Origin of the sequence: Streptomyces sp. CBMA152 (assembly GCF_014596475.1) — a bacterium.
GTDB lineage: Bacteria > Actinomycetota > Actinomycetes > Streptomycetales > Streptomycetaceae > Streptomyces.
The window spans coordinates 380,481-402,498 of sequence record NZ_MECJ01000002.1 but is presented as its reverse complement, the minus strand read 5'-3'; the positions used below and the strand labels follow the sequence as shown (position 1 = coordinate 402,498).

The 22,018-nt window shown below is 71.3% G+C and carries 18 protein-coding genes; 9 read left to right on the top strand and 9 right to left on the bottom strand.

All coding sequences use genetic code 11. The features are described from left to right. Positions 1–20 precede the first annotated feature (20 nt). Positions 21–794: a trypsin-like serine protease gene (locus BG418_RS02745; protein WP_188272006.1), complete on the bottom strand. Its 774-nt coding sequence runs from the start codon at positions 792–794 to the stop codon at positions 21–23. A gap of 295 nt (positions 795–1,089) precedes the next feature. Between BG418_RS02745 and BG418_RS40390 the strand changes: the two genes are divergently transcribed. Further along, positions 1,090–2,361, top strand: a complete 1,272-nt coding sequence (locus BG418_RS40390; protein WP_188272005.1) for an NAD(P)/FAD-dependent oxidoreductase — start codon at positions 1,090–1,092, stop codon at positions 2,359–2,361. Then, a complete protein-coding gene (locus tag BG418_RS02735; RefSeq protein WP_188272004.1) occupies positions 2,315–3,139 on the top strand; it encodes a JmjC domain-containing protein in 825 nt (274 codons plus the stop codon). Before BG418_RS40390 ends, BG418_RS02735 begins: the two co-directional genes overlap by 47 nt. 64 nt (positions 3,140–3,203) lie before the next feature. On the opposite strand, the gene BG418_RS40385 is transcribed toward BG418_RS02735, so the two are convergent. Further along, a complete protein-coding gene (locus BG418_RS40385) occupies positions 3,204–3,335 on the bottom strand; it encodes a hypothetical protein (protein WP_262928539.1) in 132 nt (43 codons plus the stop codon). A gap of 206 nt (positions 3,336–3,541) precedes the next feature. On the opposite strand from BG418_RS40385, the gene BG418_RS02730 reads away from it, so the two are divergent. Both BG418_RS02730 and BG418_RS02725 read left to right on the top strand, forming a co-directional pair. Then, the gene (locus BG418_RS02730) at positions 3,542–6,721 is read left to right on the top strand and encodes a lantibiotic dehydratase (RefSeq protein ID WP_188272003.1); all 3,180 of its coding nucleotides are present in this window, start codon (positions 3,542–3,544) and stop codon (positions 6,719–6,721) included. Further along, positions 6,718–7,959 carry a lanthionine synthetase C family protein gene (locus tag BG418_RS02725; RefSeq protein ID WP_188272002.1) on the top strand — a complete coding sequence of 414 codons (1,242 nt, stop codon included), beginning with the start codon at positions 6,718–6,720 and terminating at the stop codon, positions 7,957–7,959. Before BG418_RS02730 ends, BG418_RS02725 begins: the two co-directional genes overlap by 4 nt. Positions 7,960–7,969: 10 nt before the next feature. Here BG418_RS02725 and BG418_RS02720 read toward each other — a convergent pair whose 3' ends face one another. The 7 genes from BG418_RS02720 to BG418_RS02690 form a co-directional block, all read right to left on the bottom strand. Next, positions 7,970–9,157: a M6 family metalloprotease domain-containing protein gene (locus tag BG418_RS02720; RefSeq protein WP_188272001.1), complete on the bottom strand. Its 1,188-nt coding sequence runs from the start codon at positions 9,155–9,157 to the stop codon at positions 7,970–7,972. A 32-nt stretch (positions 9,158–9,189) separates the two neighbouring features. Continuing rightward, entirely contained in the window at positions 9,190–10,455 is a 1,266-nt protein-coding gene (locus tag BG418_RS02715; protein ID WP_188272000.1) for an alpha/beta fold hydrolase, read from the bottom strand. A 231-nt stretch (positions 10,456–10,686) separates the two neighbouring features. Then, positions 10,687–12,069, bottom strand: a complete 1,383-nt coding sequence (locus BG418_RS02710; RefSeq protein ID WP_188271999.1) for an aldehyde dehydrogenase family protein — start codon at positions 12,067–12,069, stop codon at positions 10,687–10,689. Positions 12,070–12,115: 46 nt separating this feature from the next. Next, positions 12,116–13,033 (bottom strand): dihydrodipicolinate synthase family protein, encoded by a 918-nt coding sequence (locus tag BG418_RS02705; protein ID WP_188271998.1) that lies wholly within the window; start codon positions 13,031–13,033, stop codon positions 12,116–12,118. Between the two features lie 86 nt (positions 13,034–13,119). Next, a complete protein-coding gene (locus BG418_RS02700) occupies positions 13,120–14,565 on the bottom strand; it encodes an NAD(P)/FAD-dependent oxidoreductase (RefSeq protein ID WP_188271997.1) in 1,446 nt (481 codons plus the stop codon). Then, on the bottom strand, positions 14,546–14,860 hold the full coding sequence (locus BG418_RS02695; RefSeq protein ID WP_188271996.1) for a (2Fe-2S)-binding protein: 315 nt from the start codon (positions 14,858–14,860) through the stop codon (positions 14,546–14,548). Before BG418_RS02695 ends, BG418_RS02700 begins: the two co-directional genes overlap by 20 nt. A gap of 97 nt (positions 14,861–14,957) precedes the next feature. Beyond that, positions 14,958–16,115 (bottom strand): FAD-binding oxidoreductase, encoded by a 1,158-nt coding sequence (locus BG418_RS02690; protein WP_188271995.1) that lies wholly within the window; start codon positions 16,113–16,115, stop codon positions 14,958–14,960. Positions 16,116–16,334: 219 nt separating this feature from the next. On the opposite strand from BG418_RS02690, the gene BG418_RS02685 reads away from it, so the two are divergent. The 5 genes from BG418_RS02685 to BG418_RS02665 are packed head-to-tail and all read left to right on the top strand — an operon-like array spanning position 16,335 to position 22,005. Further along, positions 16,335–18,083 (top strand): ABC transporter substrate-binding protein, encoded by a 1,749-nt coding sequence (locus BG418_RS02685; protein ID WP_188271994.1) that lies wholly within the window; start codon positions 16,335–16,337, stop codon positions 18,081–18,083. A 13-nt stretch (positions 18,084–18,096) separates the two neighbouring features. Next, positions 18,097–19,041 (top strand): ABC transporter permease, encoded by a 945-nt coding sequence (locus BG418_RS02680; RefSeq protein ID WP_188271993.1) that lies wholly within the window; start codon positions 18,097–18,099, stop codon positions 19,039–19,041. Continuing rightward, positions 19,038–20,024, top strand: coding sequence for an ABC transporter permease (locus BG418_RS02675; RefSeq protein ID WP_188271992.1), 987 nt, complete (start codon positions 19,038–19,040; stop codon positions 20,022–20,024). Before BG418_RS02680 ends, BG418_RS02675 begins: the two co-directional genes overlap by 4 nt. Beyond that, on the top strand, positions 20,024–21,028 hold the full coding sequence (locus tag BG418_RS02670) for an ABC transporter ATP-binding protein (RefSeq protein WP_188271991.1): 1,005 nt from the start codon (positions 20,024–20,026) through the stop codon (positions 21,026–21,028). The genes BG418_RS02675 and BG418_RS02670 overlap by 1 nt, the downstream gene beginning before the upstream one ends. Next, positions 21,025–22,005, top strand: coding sequence for an ABC transporter ATP-binding protein (locus BG418_RS02665; RefSeq protein ID WP_188271990.1), 981 nt, complete (start codon positions 21,025–21,027; stop codon positions 22,003–22,005). Before BG418_RS02670 ends, BG418_RS02665 begins: the two co-directional genes overlap by 4 nt. The last annotated feature ends 13 nt before the right edge of the window (positions 22,006–22,018 follow it).

The window sequence follows — 22,018 nt, the reverse complement described above, 5'->3', positions numbered from 1 at the left end:
GGACCCGCCCGCATACCGGGTTACTTCAGGCCCAGCCCCGGGGCGACCGTGCTCACCTTGGTGAAGACGGAGACGGGGTACTCGTCGCCGCAGACCTTGTTGCCCGTCGAGACGATCCCGATCAGGACACCGCTCTCGACGAGCGGTCCGCCGGAGTCGGCCGAGCAGATGCTGTCGTGCTTCGCTGAGGTGCCGCAGACCTTCAGGCTGGTGTCGGTGGTGTTGGAGAACGGGTCGCAGGCGGCGAGCGGGGAGAGCGTGAGCGCGGCCTTCTTGAGGAACCGGCCCTGGGTGTTGCCGTCGGTGTGGCCCCAGCCGTAGACGGTGGCGGTGCGCCCGTTGGTGTACAACGCGGCGTCCTTCGTCGTGGCGACCCGTAGCGGCTTGTACGGGAGCGGCTTGTCCAGGGTGAGGACGGCCGCGTCGTGCACGAGGTCGGTGGTGTACTTCGGGTCCATCTTCACGGCAGTGACGCGCCGCACCTGACCGGCCGTCGACAGCCGGTCGGTACGCCCGCCGACCACGGTCATCGCCAGCGGGCGCGGAGCGTTCTTCACGCAGTGCCCGGCCGTGAGCACCTTGTCCGGGGCGACGAGGGTGCCACCGCACCAGGCACTGTCCTTGCCCTCCACCCCGTCCGGGTTCCTGATCATCACGGCGAACGGCGCGGCCTCGGTCGTGGTCGTCGAACCACCACGTATGGCGGCGGCCGGGGTGGCGACGACGCCCGTGACGGTCATCAGACCGGCGACGGCGAGGAGGCTGGCGGTGAGGCGGCGGCCGGGGTTGGGCATGTGGGATCTCCGGTGCTTGTGGGTGTCGGGGTGGGTCTGGGCAACACCCTCACCCGTCACCCGCCCCAACCGCCACACTGTCCCGCCCATTTGGGACGCCGGGACGTTCCACCCCGTTTGACCTGCGGAAATAGATACACCTGGAACGGTGGAACGGGACGAACATCCCCAGGAGACCCACGTCACACCATCAGTTGCGCGAGAAGTGTCACGCCCTACCGCACTCGCCCGTCCGTATCCCGGCGCCGCACAGGGGCGCTGAAGCGGAACCACGTACGTCAACGGGAGCATCGGTATGAAGCGGCATGTTGTGGTGATCGGCGCGGGGTATGCGGGACTGACTGCGGCACTGCGGGTGAGCAACCGTCACCACGTCACCCTCATCGACTCCAAGAGCCGTTTCACCGAACGGATTCGGCTCCACGAGGTGGCCGCCGGGCACACCAACGCCTCCGTGCCGTTGGGTGATCTCGTCGCCGGGCGGGACATCGAGACCGTCACCGCCCACATCACCTCCATCGCCCCGGACTACCACGCCGTGCACCTCCACGACGGGACCGTCATCACGTATGACGTGCTCGTGTACGCGCTCGGCAGCCGTACCGACACGACCAAGGTTCCGGGTGCCCGCGACCACACGTACACCGTCGAGCGGGCGGTGGAGCTGAGCCGGCGGCTGGCGGCCGGTACCGGCACGGTCGCCGTCGTCGGCGGCGGGCACACCGGTGTCGAACTGGCCGCTGAGCTGGCCGAGTCGGCGCACAGTTGGCGGGTTCGCCTCGTGACGGCACGTGAACCGGGTGCCGGTCTCTCGGAGCGGGGACGGCGTCATGTAGCCCGCTCACTGGACCGCCTCGGTGTGCGGGTGCACCCGCACACCCGGGTGACCGGCGTCGACCGACACGGGCTCGCCACCGACTGCGGCGCGATCCCCGCCGATGTGACAGTGTGGGCGGCGTCGTTCACCGTTTCGCCCCTGGCTGCCGAGGCGGGCCTGGCCGTCGACAGCCGGGGCCGGGCACTGGTGGACGCGGCACTCCGCTCGACCTCTCACCCCGATGTGTTCGTGGTGGGCGACGCGGCCCGGGTGGTCGCGCCCGGCGTGGGCGAGTTGCGTATGGCCTGCGCGACGGCCATGCCGACCGGGGCACACGCCGCAGGCGTCATCGACGCGCTGGCCCGGGGCAAGGAGCCGAAGCCGTTCCGGTTCCGGTATCTGGCCCTGTCGGTCAGCCTCGGTCGGGGTGACGGTGTCGTCCAGCCCGTACGTACCGACGACGCACCCCATGGCTGGGTGCTCACCGGTCGGCTCGCCGCTCTGGTCAATGAGTGGATCAACCGCTATACGCTGATGTCCCTGCGGTGGGAACAACGCCGCCCCGGTAGCTACCACTGGGCCAAGCCGTTGCCGGGTACCGAACGCGAAGAGGCGGGGAGTGAGCATGACTTGGGGAGTGCTGGACCGGCTGGTGGGAGTGCCCGAGCAGTTCTTCGAGCGGTGCCGGGAGGGGGTTCCGGAGGTGTTCACCACCCCATCGCTGCCCCACGAGGTGCCGGATCTCGATGACTTGGCGGCGGCGCTGCGCGGCGGCCTGCTGCGGACGCCGTACGTGGAGATGGTGCGCGAGGGCGCGGTGGTACCGGCGTACGAGTTCTGTACCGAGCGCGTCGTCGTCGCGGGAGCGCCGGAGGAGGGTTTCGCCGATCCGCAGCGCATCATGCGGCTCCTCGGTGAGGGGGCGACCCTGCTGCTGCCCCAACTCGACCAGTGGCACGCCTCGGTGGGTGCGCTGGCCGCCCACCTCGCGCATGACCTGGGGCGACGGGTGGAAGCGTTCTGCTTCGCGACGATGGCCGGGCGGCGCGGGCTGGACGTGCACCGGGACGACGCCGATGTGCTGGTGGTGCAGGTCGCGGGCCGCAAGGAGTGGACGGTGTATGCCGCCCCGACCGACGGACACTGGCGTCCGGGGCCGGTGCCGGAACCCGGTGAGCCCGTGCTGCGGACCGTGGTCGGCGCGGGCGATGTGCTCTACGTTCCGCGCGGCGCCCCGCACACCGCCACCGGCAACGAAGGTCTGTCCGTCCACATCGCGCTCACCGTCCGCGAGGCGAGCACGGCGCACATCCGCCGGACCCTGGCCGACCTGCTGACCCAGGACCCGGGCGACCTCCCCACGAGACCGCTGACGGAGGCTCAACTCCTCGCATCCATACGGGATGTGCTCGACTCCGCGCGCAAGACACTGGACTCGGTGTCGCCCGAGGACCTGCTGGCCCGGGCCCGCGGCCCGCTCCCGGACCTGCCGGGCACCAAGGCCCCGACCGAGTGGCCGACGGCATAAACACCGCGGCTGCGGTGGCCCGACCGGGCCACCGCAGCCGCTTCACCGACCGTCAGGCTCGCGATCAGATACAGAACGGACGGGTGCAGGAACCGTCGCAGGAGATGCTGATGCCGGCGCTCTGCTGAGCGTCGCCCGCAGCCACGACCTCACGCACGTCGAGGTCGAACAGGTCCTGCGTCGTCTCGTTGTTCATGAGAACTCCTCTCATCACTGTCGCGATGTTCGCGACGGAACGAATGGACGGTAGGCCCGAGTTGAGTGCTTACGTCAAGGGTCCATGACCGAAAGGGCAACCACCTCTGCTTCTTCGGGCACACTCCCGACCCGAAGGGAGGCCGAACGACCTGAGCTCGGCTAGACAGGAACGAGATATGGGGTCGTGCGACAAGCGGGGGAACCGTGGGCGAAGAGCGCGAGCGGGTGGGGTCGACCAGGCGCGGTGACCGCGCCACCAGCCACGCCGGGCGGGACAGACTGTTCACGGCCGTCGAGCCGGTGTTGCTGCGGGCTCCCGCCCGACCCGCGCCCGAGTCCCCCGACACACCCGCCGGGTCAACCGAGGCCGACCTCGCGCACTACGTCTCCGAGGCTGCGCGGGACACGCTGCTGCGGGAGGCGGTCGAGCTGTCGAGCCCGTCGCTGGCCCGGGTCCTCGCCGCCGACCGGCCGCCGTCAGGCGACGCACTGCGTCGGGCGGCCACCGCCATCGGCCGCTACCGGCTGCGTATGACCACCCGGCCCACCCCGTTCGGACTGCTCGCCGGGGTCGGCCTCGCCCGCTTCGGTGACGTGACCACGGTCCGCTTGGGCGGCCGACACCGGGCCACCGTGCGCCCGGACCTCGGCTGGCTGTCCTTGGTCGTCGACCGCCTGCACCAGGACCCGGCGGTCCTGTCCGGCCTGCTGCTCGTCGCGGACCAGCAGTGCGCGGTACGCGGTTCACGGCTCGTATTGCCATACGTGCCGGGGGCGGACAGCGACGACGCTCTGGAGGAAGTGAGTGTTCGTCACACACCTGTCGTCGACGAGGTGTTGCATATCGCCGCCTCGCCGGTGGCCTTCCCCGACCTCCTGGCCGGAGTGACCGAAGCCTTCCCGACAGCACCCACCGACGCCGTCGTGAATCTGGTGCACACCCTGATCGTACGCGGGTTCCTGCACACGGACCTGTTCCCCGCGCCCGACAATGTGGACCCGCTCGGACACGTACGGGCACGGCTGCCCCAAAACCTGCCACTGTGTGCCGAACTCGACGGAATACGAGCCGAGTTGCTGCGCTGCGAGGAACTTGCGGCCGGTGGCGATGGTGCCCGGCTGAAGGCGCTGCAAGTCGTACGGGAACGCATGGTCGCGCTGTGTCCCTCGGATCATGTCCTGCATGTCGACCTCGCTCTGGACGCGGACGTTGTACTGCCGGACGTGGTGCGCGAGGAGTTCGAGCGGGCGGGCACCGCGCTGTGGCGACTCTCGCCGCCGCGCACCGCATCAGCCCATCTACGCGGCTACCATCGGGCCTTCGTCGAGCGATACGGCACCGAACGCGCGGTGCCCGTGGTGGAACTGCTGGACGCGGCAACCGGGTTGGGGCCGCCGGACGGTTACGAGCACCCTGCCGTCCCCCGGTACCGGCACGACGCCGAACCCGACTCGGACGACGATGCGCGACGGCGGCTGCTCGCCGACCTCGCCGCCGGGGCGCTCGCCGACCTCACCCCGGGCGAACCACTGCCGGAAGTGGTCCTCGACGAGGCACTGTTCGCCCGGCTCGCCGGACCCGAACCGGATTCCACCGCCGAGAACCGCCTGCCGCGCGCCTTCGAGCTGTACGCGGAGCTGGTCGGGGCGTCTCCCGAGGCGCTGGACGCGGGCGACTTCCGGATCGCGCTCTCCCCCGTCGCGGGAAGCGATGTGGCGGGGGCGACGTTCGGGCGGTTCGCCGCACTGCTGGGCAGCCCGGAACTGATGGCGCAGGTGAGCGGGAGCAGGCCGACCACCCTGCCCGACGACGAACCGGTGCCGGTACACGTGGAGTTCACCCCCGCCCGACCTCGCCACGCCAACCTCACCCGCACGCCGCGCTGGCTGGACCACCGCGTCGTCGTCAGCGCCTTCCCGGACGCGGCGGGCCCCCAAACACTTCCGCTGGCCGACCTCGTGGTCCGCGCCGACCTGGAGAGCCTGAGCATCCACTCCCGCACTCTCGGCCGCCCGGTCCGGGTGACCGCACACCATGTGCTCAACCAGCGCACCGGCGCCCCCAACGTGGCTCGCTTCCTGCACGAGGTGGGTCTGACCGGACACCGCCTCTGGCAGCCGTGGGACTGGGGCGCGGCCGCCGGCAACCCCGCGCTGCCCCGCGTACGGTATGGGCGCACGGTACTCGCCCCGGCCTCCTGGCGGCTCACGCTGCCGACCGGCACGTACGAGGAGTGGTGCGCGGCGCTGCCCGGGTGGCGGCGGCGTTGGGGTGTTCCGGCAGCGGTGCGGCTGGTCACCGGCGACCAGCGGATCAGCCTCGACCTCGAACTCCCTTGGCATCAGCGGCTGCTGTACACCCATGCCCGTACCGCCGAGCTTACGGTGCTCCAGGAGGAGCCCACGGCCGGAGCATCTGGTTGGCTGCGCAGTCCCTGCGGGGCCCACACCACCGAACTCGTCGTCGCACTCCACGCGAAGGACCGACCCACGCGCCGACCCACCGCCCCACCCGTGGAGGTTCGCCGCACGCCCGCGTCGGTGTCGCTGCCCGGCAGCGACTGGCTGTTCGCCCGCCTGGACATACCGGAGAGCCGACAGGACACCGTCGTCGAGGAGTGGCTGCCCCAGCTTCTCGGCGTGCTCCCGAGTGAGATCGACCGCTGGTTCTTCATCCGCTACCGCGCCCCCGAACCCCATCTGCGGATCCGCTTCCACGGCGAGTCGCCCGCCGTGGCGGCCGCGCTGTTGCCACTTGTACGCGACTGGGCCGCCGAGCTCGGCGCCGCGCACCTCTCCTCGGGGCTACGTCTGGAAACGTATGACCCGGAGCTCGAACGTTACGGCGGGCCCGAGGCGATGGCTGCCGCCGAGCGGGTGTTCCACGCCGACAGCTTGGTGGCCCTCGCCGCCGGACCGTCGCGCGGGCGGCCCGGCCCCGAGCGTGACCTGTTCTCGGCGGTCAACACGGCCGACATCGCCCGGCATTTCCTGGCGGGCGCGCGCGGCCCGGCGGCCGATGTGTGGTTCCCCGCCGCCTACCCGAAGTCCGAGCGCGACCACCGCGCCTTCCGTGACAACCGGGCCGCCGTACTGCGAGCGATCGGCCCCGATGGTCCAGTGCCCACCTTCTCCTCGGCCGCACTTGCGCAGGCTTGGGAGCGGCGGGCCAATCAACTAGCGGACTACGGCGCCCAGTTGGCCGACCTCCGCGATCGTGCCCCGGACCGTGCAGCGCCCACATCCATACTGGGCAGCCTCATCCACATGAGCCACAACCGTCTCATCGGCATCGACCCCGATGCCGAGCGACGCTCCCACGCCCTGGCCCGGGGTGCCTTCGAGGCACATCGCGCCCGCCGACGCGCACAGGAGCAGCGATGACATCCTCTCCCGGCATCTCGGCCGACGAAGCCCGCGAGGCGATCGACAAAGTGGCGGCCCGGCTGCGCGATCCCGAGGCCGTCGCCACGCCCGGCACCCGGGCCGACTCGCTGGCCGCCGGGCACCCGGGTGTGGCGCTGTTGTTCACCACGTTGGCGGCCGACCAAGGCGACGACGCCCGGACCGTCGCTCACGCGCATCTCGCCGCCGCGATCCGCGCCGAGGGCGGGCTGCACACCACCGGCCTCTACAGCGGCACGGCGGCCGTCGCCTTGGCCGCCCGCCTCGCGGCCACCGGCCCCGACGCCTACCTCTCGCTGCTGACCACCCTCACACCCCGCATCGCCGAGGCCGCAGTGGGCCGCGCACGACAGCTGCGTACGGCCCATGCCGAAGGTACCGGCGTACCGGCGCACCTGTACGACGCTGTGTCCGGCACAGCAGGGCTCGCCCGGCTGTTGCTCGTCCTCGATCCGCGCGGCCCGGCGCTGCGTGAGTGCCTGGAAGCCCTGGTCGACCTCGCCGAACCGGTCACCACCGCACACGGCACCCTGCCGGGCTGGTGGGCGGCGGGCGGACCCGGGGTCGACGGTTCGTCCGCCGAATACCCGCGCGGCCACCTCAATTTGGGTCTGGCACACGGGATTCCGGGCCCGCTGGCCGTACTCGCCCTCGCCCATGAACAGGGAGTCGGGGTGGCGGGCCAGGAGGAGGCCGTGGCACGGTTCGCCGGGTGGCTGGTGGCGCGGCGGAGCGAGGACTCCCACGGGCCGTACTGGCCGATGGTGTTGCGCGCCGAGGACGAGCTCGACGGCAGTACTCCCCCGGCCCCGGCCACCCGGGCCGCCTGGTGTTACGGCAGCCCGGGTGTGGCGCGTGCGCTCTTCCTCGCGGGCCGGGCGCTGGACGAGCCTGCGTGGCGCGAGGCTGCGGCGCGTTCCCTGCACGTGGTGCTCGACCGGCCCGCCTCATCCCGGGCGCTGGAGGGACCCGGCCTCTGCCACGGCACCGCCGGGCTGCTGCACATCGCCGCACGCATGGCGTACGACCTGGACGACGCGCAGCTCGCCGCCCAGTTGCCCGCGCTCGCGACCGAGGTCCGGGACGCACTCGACGGCCCGTGCGAGCCCGGCTTCCTGGAAGGCGCGGCAGGCGCGGCCCTCGCCCTGCACACCTACGCCGAGGCCCGACCGTCCACCCAACTACCCTACTGGGACGCAGCGTTGCTGCTCACCTGACATACCGGCATCAGGACTTGCTGAGCCGCACCACATCTCCCGCTCGCCCGCCCGCGAGGACGTCGATCCGGGCCCCGGTGTCCGGGTCGGTGAACGACTGGCCCGGGGTGTGGGCCGCGAGGTCGAGGGACGTGCAGCCCGTCGGTGGGGTGGTGGACGGGTTGGGGTTGATGATCCGGATCGGGCCCTCACCCGTCTTCGCGGCGGAGTCGACCTTGTAGATGAGGACGCCCGTCGAGCACGCGGCGCTGTCGTTGCCCTCGGCGCGGCGGGACTCGGCGACGTACGCCGTCGTCTCGCTCGTCCGCAGTACGGCGATCTTGGTGCCGCCGGGGCGCTCCACCGGGGTGAGTCGTACCGTGCGGTGGCCGGACGCGGGCAGGCAGGCCACCTGGTCGTCCCGGGTCCACCCCAGCTTCCAGGACTGCCAGCCGAGGTACTGTGGGGCGGGGCCGGCGATGTTGCCCATGAGGTCCCAGCCGCCGACGTGCTGGTGGGTGGCGCCGGTGAAGGAGTACAGGTCCGGCAGGCCGAAGGTGTGGCTCGTCTCGTGGTCGGCGACCTTGTACCCCCAGTGCCACATGTCCTGACCGAAGGTCACGGCCCACTTGAGGCGGGTGCCGTCGGCGGTGATGCCGGGTGTGGTGGGGTCGTAGAGGTAGGTCGGCGAGAAGGAGATCGCCGACGCGGCCTTGGTGGGGACGATGTACACCATGTCGTAGCGGGAGAAGTCCGCGTACGGGTCGGCGGCCGTGATCGCGTCGCGTACGTATTTCTCGTGCGCCTCGAAGGTGAGGCCGCGTGCGAATCCGTACGAGTCGGAGGTGGCGGGCATACGGATCCACCGACGCAGTGGGCTGATGGCGAGGCGCGAGCGACCGTAGCTGGCCTTGCGCATCCAGTCGGCGGCGGGGGCGAGTTGGGCGGCGTAGGGGTCGGTGGAGTCGGTGGCGTGCGCGTCGGGGAAGTCCACGAACAGGGTGAGAACGCGGTGGGTTCCGGTGGGGCGCTGGAACTGGGTGCGGTCGGTGTCGTGGCCCTCGTCCGTCCAGCCCGTCCGGCCGGGAAGCGCGCAGTCGGCGGCCGGGGACGGATGGTGAACGGCCGCTGTCGCCGTGGTGGGGGCGGCCATGCAGGATACGAGGACGGCTGCGGCCGCCAGCGCGATGCGGCGCGGGTGGTGGGGTGATGTGGGCATGGTGCTCCCATCAGAGGTGGGGGAGGAAGGGTTTACGCGCGGCCCGCTGCCAGGTCCATCAGGCGGGCCAGTACGCGGCCGCCCGAGGCGCTGACGCCGTCGTGCTCCCACTCGTTGGTGACCCATACACGGGCGGCGCCGATCTCGCGCGCGGTGCGCAGGGAGAGCCCGGCGTCCACGTACATGTCGTCGTGGTAGACGATCGCGGCGAGAGGCACCTCGTTGGCCGCAAGCCGCTGCGGGTCGTACAGCGGCGGCCAGTCGGTACGTGCGGCCAGCAGGTCGGCGGCGTCCGCGAAGGGCCGCAGGTTGGCGATCTCCCGGAACATCCAGGGGTACATCATCTCGCCCGTGAACAGCAGAGGGTACGCGTCCTCGGTGAACTCCGGGAAGTCCGCCAGGGCCCGGGAAGCCGCCCAGCCGGTGGCGCCGCACCCCTGCCCGTACAGCATCTCCTGTAGGACGGCGAACAGCGGGTTGTCGGCGAAGCCGGTGAGGGCCGCGACTTGGTGGAGGAAGGTGTGGGTCAACTCGCCGTCGCCGTCGAGGGCTTCGTCGAGGAGCCAGTGGACGCGCTCGAATCCGTCGCCCATACCGAGGGCGAGTCCGAGGGTGCGCAGTCGCCGGACGGTGAGACGGTCCCCGTCGGGCAGACGGACCGTGTCGGCGGCCAGCAGGTCGGCGATCTTGCGCAGGCGGGGGGCGTCGTCCGGGTAGCGGTCGTAGAAGTCGAGGACCCGGTCGCGTACGCGGGGATAGGTGCGGGCGTATACATCGTCGGCGCTCGCCGTGAGGCCGGGCAAGCCGCCGGTCACGTAGCAGGCCCTCAAACCCTCGGGTGCCTGGGAGAGGTAGGTGAGGGTGATGAAACCGCCGAAGCTCTGGCCCAGGGTCTCCCAGGGGCTGTCGCCGCAGAGTCGACGACGTATGAGCTCCGCGTCGGCGACGATCGAGTCGGCACGGAAGTAGCCGAGGTATTCGGCCAGTTGAGCCGGTTCGGCGAACCCGGCGGCCGCTCGTGCGGTGACCGGGGTGGAGCGGCCGGTGCCGCGCTGATCGAGCAGCAGCACGCGGTGGGTCTTCAGCGCGTGGGGCAGCCAGCCGGGCGCGCCGGCCGACGGGCGCGGCGACTTCCCGCCCGGGCCGCCCTGGAGGTAGAGCAGCCAGGGCAGTCGGTCATCGGCACGCGCCGGGTCGACGACCTCACGGGCGAACACCTCGATGGTGGGCCCGTGCGGGCGGGAGTGATCGAGTGGGACGTCGAAGAAGTGGTCGGTGGTGGCGTAGGCGGGGTTCATGCGTCCCTTTCACCGCGACGGGGGGCCGCGGAACGGTGTGGCATCGGTTGGCTCAGCCTCCCCCGACCGATTCCCTCGACGGGAGCCCCTGTATTGGCATAACCCCGCGTTATGGAGCCGGACCGCTTCGCGGGAAGTATGGTTATTCGACTGCGGACCGTGCTTGGCTGGTCGCGCAGTTCCCCGCGCCCCTATAAGTACGCGGAACCGCAGCTGACTCCCACAAGCCGCTTAGGCAGACCTCGCAGGCGCCAGCGTGTAGGTATGGCTCGATGTGTAGAACTCCAGCGCCGCGCGGCCCTGTTCGCGGGGGCCGTGGCTGGAGGACTTGGCGCCGCCGAACGGGAGGTGGAAGTCGACGCCCGTGGACGGCGCGTTGATCCTGATCATCCCGGTGTCGAGCCGGTCGAGGCCGCCCAGGGCCGTGTCCAGGTCGGCGGTGTGGACCGAGGTGACCAGACCGTACGGAACCGCGTTGGTGACCCGGACCGCGTCGGCCAGATCGTGCGCGGGCAGCAGTACGGCGACGGGGCCGAACACCTCCTCCGCGAGCAGCCGGTGAGCCGAGGGCACCTGCTCGACCAGGGTCGGCGCCGCGTACCAGCCGGGACGCTCCGGCACGGTCCCGCCCGCGAGCGCCGTGAGCCCGTGCCAGGCGGCGGTGACCTGGTCGCGGGCGCGTTCCCCGATGAGCGGCCCGCATACGGTGGCCGGGTCGGCGGGGTCGCCGACCGGGACGGCCCGAAGAGCCTCGGCCAGTGCCTCGCGCAGCGGGCCGTGCGCGGCGCCGACCGCGATGACACGGCTGGTGGCGGTGCACTTCTGCCCCGCGTATCCGGCGATCGCGGCGGCAATATGGGCGGCGGCCCGATCGATGTCGGCGTCCGGCAGGACGATCGCCGCGTTCAGGCCGCCCATCTCGGCCTGGACCGGTACACCCCGCGCGGTCGCGGCACGTACGACGATGTTCCCGACGGCCGTCGAGCCCGTGAAGGAGACGACGTCCGACGCGCCGATGAGCGCGCCGCCTTCCTCCGACCCGCCGGGCACCACGGTGAACACCCCGTCCGGCAGCGCCAGTTGGATGATCTCGGCCAGACGGAGGGCACACGCGGTGGCCTCGGGTGCGGGCTTGAGCACCACCGCGTTGCCGACGGCGAGCGCGGGCGCGGCCTTCCAGCTCGGGATGGCGAACGGGAAGTTCCACGGGGTGATCAGCGCCGCCACACCGTGCGGACGGCGCCGGGTGAGCAGCATCCCCTCCCCCGCCGCCGGCTCGTGCACGGCGCCGACGGGTTCGTACGGAGCCTGGGCGTAGTAGCGCCAGATGGCGACGGTCCGCGCCACTTCGGCGCGGGCCTCGGCGAGTGGCTTGCCCACTTCGCGTACGGCGAGGTCGGCCAGTTCCGCCCCGGCGGCCTCGATGGCGGCGGCGACCGCGTGGAGCGCGGCGGAGCGAGCGGCCGCGCCGCCCTGCTGCCAGCCGGTCTGGGCGGCGCGGGCCCGCTCGACGGCGTCGGCCGCCGCGCGCGGGCCGGGCGCGGGGATCTCCAGGAGTACGTCGGCCGGGTCGGCCGGGTTGCGGGACACGATGGACGCGGCGGTGGTGGTCACGGGCTCTCTCTCGGTGAACTCGGGAAACACGGGGACGGCGTCTCGGTCAGCGGTGACCCTGCGCGACGGCCTTCTCGGTGGCGGTCCGCACCGCGGCCTCGACCTCGCCGGTGAGCGGCAGGCGCGGCGCACGGCTGGGACCGCCACGGCGGCCGACCAGGTCCATGGACAGCTTGATCGACTGGACGAACTCGGTCTTCGAGTCCCAGCGCAGCAGCGAGTGCAGGGAGCGGTAGAGCGGCAGCGCGGTGTCCAGGTCGCCCGCGACGGCGGCGTGGTACAGCTCGGCGCAGCTGGTGGGCAGGGCGTTGGGGTATCCGGCGATCCATCCGACCGCGCCGGCCAGGGCCAGTTCGAGCAGCACGTCGTCCGCGCCGATCAACAGGTCGAGTTCCGGGGCGAGTTCGGCGATCTCGTACGCCCGGCGCACATCGCCGCTGAACTCCTTGACGGCGACGATGTCGCCCGCCTGGTGCAGCCGGGCGAGCAGGGCGGGGGTCAGGTCGACCTTGGTGTCGATGGGGTTGTTGTACGCGACGATCGGCACCCCGACCTTGGCCACCTCGGCGTAGTGGGCGCACACGGCCGACTCGTCGGCGCGGTAGGCGTTCGGCGGCAGGAGCAGCACCGAGCCGCAACCCGCCTCGGCCGCCTGCTCCGCCCAACGGCGGGACTCGGCGCTGCCGTACGCGGCGACACCCGGCATCACGCGCGCGCCGTCGCCCGCCGCCTCGACGGCGGTGCGCACCACGCGGGCCCGCTCCTCGTCGGTGAGCGTCTGGTACTCGCCGAGCGAGCCGTTGGGCACGACACCGTCGCAGCCGTTGTCGATGAGCCACCGCACGTGCTCGGCGTACGCGTCGTGGTCGACGGACAGATCGTCGTGCAGGGGGAGGGTGGTGGCAACCATGATGCCGCGCCAGGGACGGTCGCTGTTCCAGGTGGTGGCGGTGGTGGCGGTCATGTCGATGACCTTTCTATGCAGTGTGACATTTTATAGGTGGTCGTGCGAGGGCCCCCGAAGGGGCCCGCCTGCGGTGTGAAGTCGTGTCAGGAGTCGTTCTCGGTGGACGCGTCGAGCGCGGCGAGGGTCGAGAGCGGGACCGGTGTGGCGAACGGGCGCCGCTCGGCCGGGGGTTCGGGGGCTTCGCCGCGTGCCGCGAGGCAGGCGACGGCCGTGCCGCACATCCGGCCCTGGCACCAGCCCATACCCGCCCGGGTGAGCAGTTTGACGGTCCGCGCGTCGCGCGCGCCGAGGTCCCTCACCGCCTCGCGCACCCGTCCGGCGCTGACCTCCTCGCACCGGCACACATCGGTGTCGTCGGTGAGCCATCCCGACCAGCCCGGCCCGGGTGCGTGGGCGCGGCCCATCAGCTCGGCGAAGGCGCGCATCCGGTCGCGGTCGCGCAGCAGCCGACGCAGTCGGGCGCTGTCGGCAGGGCGCCCCAGCAGCCGTGCGGCAACCGCGATTCCCGCCAACTCGCCTTCTGTACGGGCGAGTTCGGCGCCGCCCACTCCCCCGGTCTCGCCCGCCGCCCACAGTCCTCGTACGGAGGTCTCCTGGCGGGTGTCCAGGGCGAGGGCCAGGGTGCCGTCGGCCAGCGGGCGGGTGGCACAGCCGAGCGCCGTGGCCAGTTCGATCTGGGGAACAAGGCCGTGGCCGACGGCCAGTGCGTCGCACGCGATCCGGCGGCCCGACCCCTGTACGGGTCGCCAGTCGCGGTCCAGACGGGTGACGGTCACGGCCTCCACCCGGTCGGTGCCGTGCACCTCGGTCACTGCGCTGCGGGTGACGAGCCGGACCCGGTGGCGCAGCAACGCCGTCCCGTGGGTCAGCGCCTCGGCCGCCTTGTGCGGGTTGGTCATGAGCACCCGGGGGCTGCGGGCGTACCGCAGATAGCCGGAGGCCTCGACGACGGCCGGCACCTTCGCCCCCGCAATGGCGAGCGAGGAGGCGACGGCGAGCAGCAGCGGGCCGCTGCCCGCCACGACGATCCGCTTGCCGGGCAGGACCAGGCCGGACTTGAGCATGGCCTGGGCTCCCCCGGCGCCCACGACACCGGGCAGGGTCCAGCCGGGGAAGGGCAGTTGGCGCTCATACGCGCCGGTCGCGAGCAGGACCGTACGGGCGTGGATGCGGCGGGGCCGCCCCTCGGCGCCGTCGGGCCCGGTGACGGCGTGGACGGCCCACGGCCCGTCGTCGCCGTCCTCCCTGGTGACGCTCCACACATGATGGGCCGTCAGATGCGTCACGTCGCTCGCCGCCAGGCGTCGGCGCAGCTCGGCGAAGGCGGACCAGTCGTGGTGCAGCGCCTCGGGCCGGGCCGCTCCCAATCCGGGTGCCGGATGCCGGTAGAACTGCCCGCCCGCTTGTACGGAGGAGTCCAACAGGACGACGGAGAGGCCGAGTTCGGAGGCGGAGACCGCGCCGGCGAGACCGGCGGAGCCCGCGCCGATGACCGCGAGGTCGTACGGTTCAGACGCCGAGGCGGTCATGGCCGTGCCCTTCCTGAGTGGTGACGGTGTCGCCGGGGCGCGCGGGGACCAGGCAGGCCCGCCGGTTGGGCTCGGCGTTGATGGTGGCGAGGCAGTCGTAGCACTGGCCGATGCCGCAGAACGCGCCGCGCGGACGGCCGCCTTGGCGGGTGGTGCGCCAGGCCAGGATCCCGGCCCCCCACAGCGCGGCGGCAACGGACTGGCCGGGCAGGGCGGTGACGCGGCGGCTGTCGAAGGTGATCTCGAACGGCGGATCGGGCTGTGCCGCGACCAGCTCGGTGGGGGTGCGGGCCACTGCGGGCGTCCTCTCTCCAGACAGTGCGGTGGACGGGGAAGGGGCGGGCGGGTTCGTCACTGCGTTTTTCCACGTGACACCTGCTGAGTCCTGCGACTCACGATGCCGCCGATGCGAAGCGCTCGGGCCTGAACGGGCCGATGTCGAGCGGCGGTTCATCGCCGCTGAGCCAGCGGGCGATGATCAGACCCGACGCGGGCGCCAGCCCGATGCCCGCACCCTCGTGCCCGCACGCGTGCAGCAGGCCGGGGACGCGCGGGTCGGGGCCGATGGCCGGGAGGTGATCGGGCATGTACGGGCGGAAGCCCGCGTACGTCCGCATCGCCCGCACCGTTCCCAGCACCGGGAAGATCGCCGTGGCCTCGGCCGCCAGGCGCCGCAGCACTTCGGTGGAGAGCGTGCGGTCGAAGCCGACGCGCTCCCGGCTGGCGCCGATCAGGACCGGGCCCGCCTGGGTGCCCTCGACCACGGTCGAGGTCTGCAGCGCGGCCGACCCGCTGGCCACGTCGGCGACATAGTCGGCCGCGTACACCTTGTGGCGCACCACGCGTGGCAGCGGTTCGGTGACCAGGACGAAGCCCCGGCGGGGCAGCACGGGAAGCTCCACGCCCGCGAGGCGGGCGAGTTCGCCGCCCCAGGTGCCGGTGGCGTTGACCACGAACGGGGCGTGGAGTTCCCCGGCGGACGTCCGGACTCCGCGAACCTCGCCGCCGACGCCGGTGAGCACGGCGGTGACCTCTTCGCCGAGCCGCAGGGTCACCCGGTCGCCGCCCGCGCGCAGCAGATGTGCGGCGGCGAGGGCGGGCATGACCTGGGCGTCCTGCGGGTAGTGGTAGCCGCCCGCGAGGCCGGGGGCGAGGTGGGGTTCCAGCTCGTGGAGCCGGTCCGCGGGGACCTCCTCGGCGGTGACGCCCGCCTTCTCCTGTTGGAGCGCGAAGTCCTTGAGGGCGGCCATCCCGCTCTCGTGGGAGGCGACGACGAGTCCGCCCTTGGGCTCGTACTCGATCTCCGGGGGAAGGACTTTCGCCAGCTCGGTCCACAATCGCGTGGACAGCAGGGCGAGTTCGAGCTCGGGGCCCGGTTCCTTGTCGGAGACCAGGAGGTTTCCCTCGCCGGCTCCGGTGGTGCCGCCCGCGACGGAACCGCGGTCGACGACGGTGACGCGCAGTCCGGATCCGGCGGCGTAGTAGGCGCACGCCGCGCCGACCACACCGGCGCCGACGACGATGACATCCGAGGAGTTTCTCGTGAGCACGTCAGTAATATTTCACATTGCACTGCGTTCGCCAAGGGGGACGCACCCATCATCACCCCGGAGGGCAGGGCACGTTCGGACACGAACAGGTAAAGGAGCGCCACCCCTCTTGTCAGTACAATTTCACATTACTATGTTACAGGTCACATTCCAGCCAGCTCCGGCCATCACCCGGACCTGGCTGTCCTGACTGTTCTCGTGCTCTCGGAGTGACCACTGATGAACAAGCGCACCCTCACCGTTGCCTCCACCGCCCTGGTGGCCTCCCTCGCCCTCGGCGCCATGGGCTGTTCCAGCACCAAGCACTCGTCGAGCGGAGGTCAGGGCGGCAAGAACCCGGCCATGGCCAACGCGGGAGCCGTGGTCGGCGGCACTCCACAGAAGGGCGGCACCCTCACCGTCCTGTCCAACCAGGACTTCTCCCATCTCGACCCGGCCCGCAACTGGGTCATGAGCGACATGGAGTTCGGCACCCGGCTCCTCTACCGCACCCTGGTGACCTACAAGGCGGGCCCCGGCACCACCGGCGGCGAGCTCACCCCCGACCTCGCGACCGACCTCGGCACCTCCTCCGACGGCGCCAAGACCTGGACGTTCCACCTCAAGCAGGGCGTCAAGTACGAGGACGGGACCCCGGTCACCGCGCAGGACGTCAAGTACAACGTGGAGCGGTCCTTCTCCCCCGACCTGCCCGGCGGCGCCGACTACGCGGCCCGCTACCTCACGGGCGCCGAGGGCTACCAGGGCCCCGCCCAGGGCAAGCACCTGGACTCCATCAAGACGCCCGACGACCACACCATCGTCTTCGAACTGCGCAAGCCCTTCGCGGAGTTCCCCAACGCCACCGTGATGCCGACCTTCGCACCGGTGCCGCAGAAGCAGGACAAGGGGCCGCAGTACGACAACCGGCCGTTCTCCTCCGGCCCGTACAAGATCGAGTCGTACGAGCGCGGCAAGAAGCTCGTCCTGGTGCGCAACACCAACTGGGACCCCGGCACCGACCAGGTGCGCAAGGCGTACCCGGACAAGCTCGTGATGATCATGGGGCTCAAGGCCAACCAGATCGACGACCGGCTGATCGCCAGTCAGGGAGCCGACGCCTCCGCTGTCTCCTGGGGCGCGCTGCGGCCGGAGAGCGCGGCCAAGGTGCTGCCCAACGCCGATGTCCGCAAGCGGCTGATCGCCGAGTCCACCAACTGCACCGACATGCTCCAGATGCACACCGGGCGGGCCCCGTTCAACGATGTGAAGGTGCGTCAGGCCGTGCAGTACGCACTCGACCGGGACTCGGTGCTCACCGCGTCCGGCGGCCCGGCCTTCAACGACCTCTCCACCGCGTACATGCCGGCCAGCCTCTTCGACGGCAAGCAGCCCGACACCCTGAAGATCCCTGCCGCCGGTGACATCGACAAGGCGAAGCAGCTACTCAAGGAGGCGGGCAAGGAGAACGGCATCGAGACCAAGATGACCGTCTCCACCGGCGACAAGGGCCGCGCCGAGGCGATCCAGCAGTCGCTGGGCAAGGCGGGCATCAAGGTCACCATCGAGACCGTCGACCCCTCCGCGTTCTACGCGACGATCGGTGACACCAAGAACCGCACCGACCTGGTGTACACGGGCTGGTGTCCCGACTACCCGTCGGGCTCCACGTTCCTGCCGTTCGTCTTCGACGGCCGCTACATCAAGGAGAAGGGCAACTCCGGCAACCACTCGCTCTTCCGCGACGAGGCGACCATGAAGCGGATGGACGAGATCGCCGCGATGACCGACGCCAAGCAGGCCGCCGAGGCCTGGCGCCAGCTCGACGGCGAGATCCTCGCCAAGGCGCCGACCGTGCCGGTCCTGGTGCGCCGCTGGCCGCTGGTGCTCGGCGACAACATCGCGGGCGCGTACGGCCAGACCTCGTTCGGCGGGCAGCTCGACTACGCGACGGTCGGTCTCAAGGACCCGTCCAAGGGTCAGGGCTGAGGATCCATCAGAAATGACCACCCTCACCGAACCGGCGAAAACCGAAGCCCCCGCCCCCAGCGGCAGCGGGCCCTGGCAGCTCGCCCGCGCGGAGCTTCGCCGTCGCGCCTCCGTCAAGATCTCCCTCGTCATCGTCGCCCTGTTCGTCGTGATGGCCGCCGCCGCGCCCCTGCTCAGCAAGGCCGGCGGCTGGTCGCCCGACGAGTTCGACAAGACCGCCGTCGACCCCTACCTCGGCGGCCAGCCCCTTGGCCGGCTCGGCGGGATCTCCCCGGACCACTGGCTCGGGGTCGAACCCGTCACCGGCCGCGACCTGTTCGCCCGGGTCGTGCACGGCGCCCAGGTCTCCCTGCTGATCGCCTTCACCGCCACCGCCATCGTGGTGATCGCGGGAACGGCGGCCGGCATCGCATCCGGGTACTTCGGCGGGCGCATCGACGCCGTCCTGAGCAGGCTCATGGACCTGACCATGTCCTTCCCCTCCCTCATCTTCATGATCGCGATGATGTCGGTGGCCAAGGACGTCAACCGGATCGTGCTGATGACCGGCGTCATCGGCCTCTTCGGCTGGCCCGGCATCGCCCGGGTGGTGCGCGGACAGACGCTCTCGCTCAAGCACCGCGAGTACGTGGACGCCGCGCGCGTCGGCGGCGCGGGATCGTGGCGCATCCTGACCCGCGACATCCTGCCGGGCGTGGCCGGTCCTGTCATCGCGTACACCACCCTGATCATCCCGGGGATGATCGCCACCGAGGCGGCGCTGAGCTATCTGGGCGTGGGCGTACGCCCGCCCACCCCGTCCTGGGGGCAGATGATCGCGGAGAGCGTCGCCTTCTACGACACGGATCCCATGTACTTCGTCATCCCCAGCACCTGTCTGTTCCTCACGGTGCTGGCGTTCACGCTGCTCGGCGACGCGCTGCGGGACATCCTCGACCCGAGGGGCAGCCGCTCATGATCCTCTACCTCGGCCGCCGGCTGCTCGGCGTGGTCGGCGTGCTGATCGCGATCGCCGCCGTCACCTTCACCATCTTCTACGTCCTGCCCTCCGACCCGGCGGCGGCGGCCTGCGGAAAGTCGTGCAGCACCGAGCGGCTGATCGCGATCCGCGCCCATATGGGCCTCGACCAGCCGATCTGGCGGCAGTTCTGGGACTTCCTCAGCGGCATCTTCACCGGCCGCACCATCGGCACCGGCCAGTACACCCTGCACTGCTCGTTCCCGTGCCTGGGCTACTCGTACGAGAACAGTGAGTCCGTGTGGAGCCTGCTGATGGACCGGCTGCCGGTCTCGGCCTCGCTCGCGTTCGGCTCGGCGGTGCTGTGGCTGGCGATCGGTCTGACCGCCGGTGTCACGGCCGCGCTGCGCAAGGACACCCTCGTGGACAAGGTCCTGATGGTCGGCGCGGTCGGCGCCGCCTCGCTTCCGGTCTACTTCACCTCGATGATGCTGATCTACGGACTGATCAGGACCGCGGGACTGCTGCCCTATCCGCAGTACGTGTCGCTCGGCTCCGACCCCGTCCACTGGGCCTCCAACCTGCTGCTCCCGTGGCTGGCACTCGCCATCCTGTACGCGGCCATGTACGCGCGCCAGAGCCGCAGTTCGATGATCGAGACGATGGCGGAGCCGTATATCCGCACCGCTCGCGCCAAGGGTCTGCCGCGCCGCACGGTCGTGGTCAAGCACGGGCTGCGCGCGGGGATGACCCCGATCCTCACCCTCTTCGGCATGGATCTGGGCGGACTGCTCGCGGGCGCGGTGATCACCGAGTCGATCTTCGGTCTGCCGGGCATCGGGCGGCTCTTCTACGGCGCTCTGTCCACCGGTGACCAGCCGGTCATCCTCGGTGTCACCCTGCTCGCCGCCACGTTCATCGTCGTCGCCAATCTGGCCGTCGACCTGCTGTACGCCGTTGTCGACCCGAGGGTCAGATTCTGATGACTGATAACCAACCTCTGCTCCGTGTCGATGACTTGGGCGTCACCTTCCCGACCAAGCGCGGGCCGGTGCGGGCCGTGGACTCGCTGAGCTTCGACGTCCACCGGGGCCGCACGCTCGGCATCGTGGGCGAGTCCGGCTCCGGCAAGTCGGTCACCTCGATGGCCGTGCTCGGTCTGCACACCGGCGCCGAGGTCACCGGTTCGATCCGGCTCGACGGGCAGGAGCTGGTGGGCCTCACCGAACGCGAGCTCAACCGGCTGCGCGGCCGCCGCATCGCGATGATCTTCCAGGACCCGCTCTCCAGCCTCCACCCGTACTACACCGTCGGCGAGCAGATCGCCGAGCACCACCGGGTCCATTTCAACTCCCGCCGCTCCGCCGCCCGTCGGCGAGCCGTGGAGATGCTGGCCGAGGTGGGCATTCCCGAGCCGGAGCGCCGGGCGGGCGAGTACCCGCACCAGTTCTCCGGCGGGATGCGCCAGCGTGTGATGATCGCGATGGCGCTGGCCTGCGAGCCCGAACTGCTCATCGCGGACGAGCCGACCACCGCGCTCGACGTCACCGTCCAGGCGCAGATCCTGGAGCTGATCGCCCGTATCCAGCAGGAGCGCGGCCTCGCCGTCGTCATGATCACGCACGATCTGGGGGTGGTGGCCCGCGTCGCCCACGACGTGCTGGTGATGTACGGCGGACGCGCGGCCGAACAGGCCCCGGTGGACGCCCTGTTCGCCACGCCCGTCCACCCGTACACCCGGGGTCTGCTGGACTCGCTGCCCCGGCTCGACGACAGCGACGGGGAACCGCTGCGGGCCATCCCCGGCAGTCCGCCGTCGCTGCTGAGCCCCGCTCCCGGCTGCGCGTTCGCACCCCGCTGCCCCCGGGCGGCGGAGGCCACGGCGAGCGAGCGACTGCGCTGCGAGACCGAACGGCCGCTGCTGAGCGGCCCGGCCGGGCATCCGGCCGCCTGCCACCTCCCCGCGTACGAAGGCGTCGCCTCATGACCACCGCACCTGAACCCCTTCTCGCCGTACGGGATGTGACGATGGCCTTCCCGGCCCGGCGTCGCGGTGCGGCTCCGGTACGGGCCGTGGACGGCGTCAGCTTCGACGTGGCGGCCGGGGAGACGCTGGGCCTGGTCGGCGAGTCCGGCTGCGGCAAGTCCACCACCGGCCGCATGATCGTGCGGCTGCTCGAACCCACCACCGGCTCGATCGCCTACGACGGACACGACATCAGCCGCATGTCCCAGCGCGAGCTCAAGCCGCTGCGCCGCGAACTGCAGATGGTCTTCCAGGACCCGCACTCCTCCCTCAACCCCCGCCAGACCGTGGCCCGGATCATCTCCGACCCCCTGTTGATCCAGGGGAGTTCGGCGGCCGACGCGCGCAAGAGGGCGGTCGAGTTGATGGACTTGGTGGGGCTCATCCCGGAGCACATCGACCGCTATCCGCACGAGTTCTCCGGCGGTCAGGCCCAGCGCATCGGCATCGCCCGCTCGCTCGCCACCAACCCCCGGCTCGTCGTCGCGGACGAGCCGGTGTCCGCGCTCGACGTGTCCGTACAGGCGCAGATCGTCAATCTGATGGAGCGGCTCCAGCGCGAACTCGGCCTCGCCTACCTCTTCATCGCCCATGACCTGTCGGTGGTGAAGCGGGTCTGTCACCGGGTCGCGGTGATGTACCTGGGCCGGATAGTCGAGATCGGCGACAAGGAACGGGTGTACGCGGCCCCCGCGCACCCCTACACCCGGGCGCTCCTTTCGGCCGTGCCGCTGCCCGACCCGGCCGCCGAGCGGACCCGGGAGCGGATCACGCTGCTCGGTGACCCGCCGAGCCCGGCCGCACCCCCGCCCGGCTGCACCTTCCATCCGCGCTGCCCGAAGGCGCAGGAGGTGTGCCGGACCGAGGCACCGCTGCTGAAGATCACTTCCCCGGGCACCACACGCCAGGTGGCTTGCCACTTCCCCGAAGCCGCCTGAACAGGGGGGTGCC

Excerpts from the sequence above, each read along its gene's own strand:
- BG418_RS02745 (WP_188272006.1), bottom strand. The coding sequence starts at position 794 with ATGCCCAACCCCGGCCGCCGCCTCACCGCCAGCCTCCTCGCCGTCGCC.
- BG418_RS40390 (WP_188272005.1), top strand. The coding sequence starts at position 1,090 with ATGAAGCGGCATGTTGTGGTGATCGGCGCGGGGTATGCGGGACTGACT.
- BG418_RS40385 (WP_262928539.1), bottom strand. The coding sequence starts at position 3,335 with ATGAACAACGAGACGACGCAGGACCTGTTCGACCTCGACGTGCGTGAG.
- BG418_RS02725 (WP_188272002.1), top strand. The coding sequence starts at position 6,718 with ATGACATCCTCTCCCGGCATCTCGGCCGACGAAGCCCGCGAGGCGATC.
- BG418_RS02720 (WP_188272001.1), bottom strand. The coding sequence starts at position 9,157 with ATGCCCACATCACCCCACCACCCGCGCCGCATCGCGCTGGCGGCCGCA.
- BG418_RS02715 (WP_188272000.1), bottom strand. The coding sequence starts at position 10,455 with ATGAACCCCGCCTACGCCACCACCGACCACTTCTTCGACGTCCCACTC.
- BG418_RS02705 (WP_188271998.1), bottom strand. The coding sequence starts at position 13,033 with ATGACCGCCACCACCGCCACCACCTGGAACAGCGACCGTCCCTGGCGC.
- BG418_RS02700 (WP_188271997.1), bottom strand. The coding sequence starts at position 14,565 with ATGACCGCCTCGGCGTCTGAACCGTACGACCTCGCGGTCATCGGCGCG.
- BG418_RS02685 (WP_188271994.1), top strand. The coding sequence starts at position 16,335 with ATGAACAAGCGCACCCTCACCGTTGCCTCCACCGCCCTGGTGGCCTCC.
- BG418_RS02680 (WP_188271993.1), top strand. The coding sequence starts at position 18,097 with ATGACCACCCTCACCGAACCGGCGAAAACCGAAGCCCCCGCCCCCAGC.
- BG418_RS02675 (WP_188271992.1), top strand. The coding sequence starts at position 19,038 with ATGATCCTCTACCTCGGCCGCCGGCTGCTCGGCGTGGTCGGCGTGCTG.
- BG418_RS02670 (WP_188271991.1), top strand. The coding sequence starts at position 20,024 with ATGACTGATAACCAACCTCTGCTCCGTGTCGATGACTTGGGCGTCACC.
- BG418_RS02665 (WP_188271990.1), top strand. The coding sequence starts at position 21,025 with ATGACCACCGCACCTGAACCCCTTCTCGCCGTACGGGATGTGACGATG.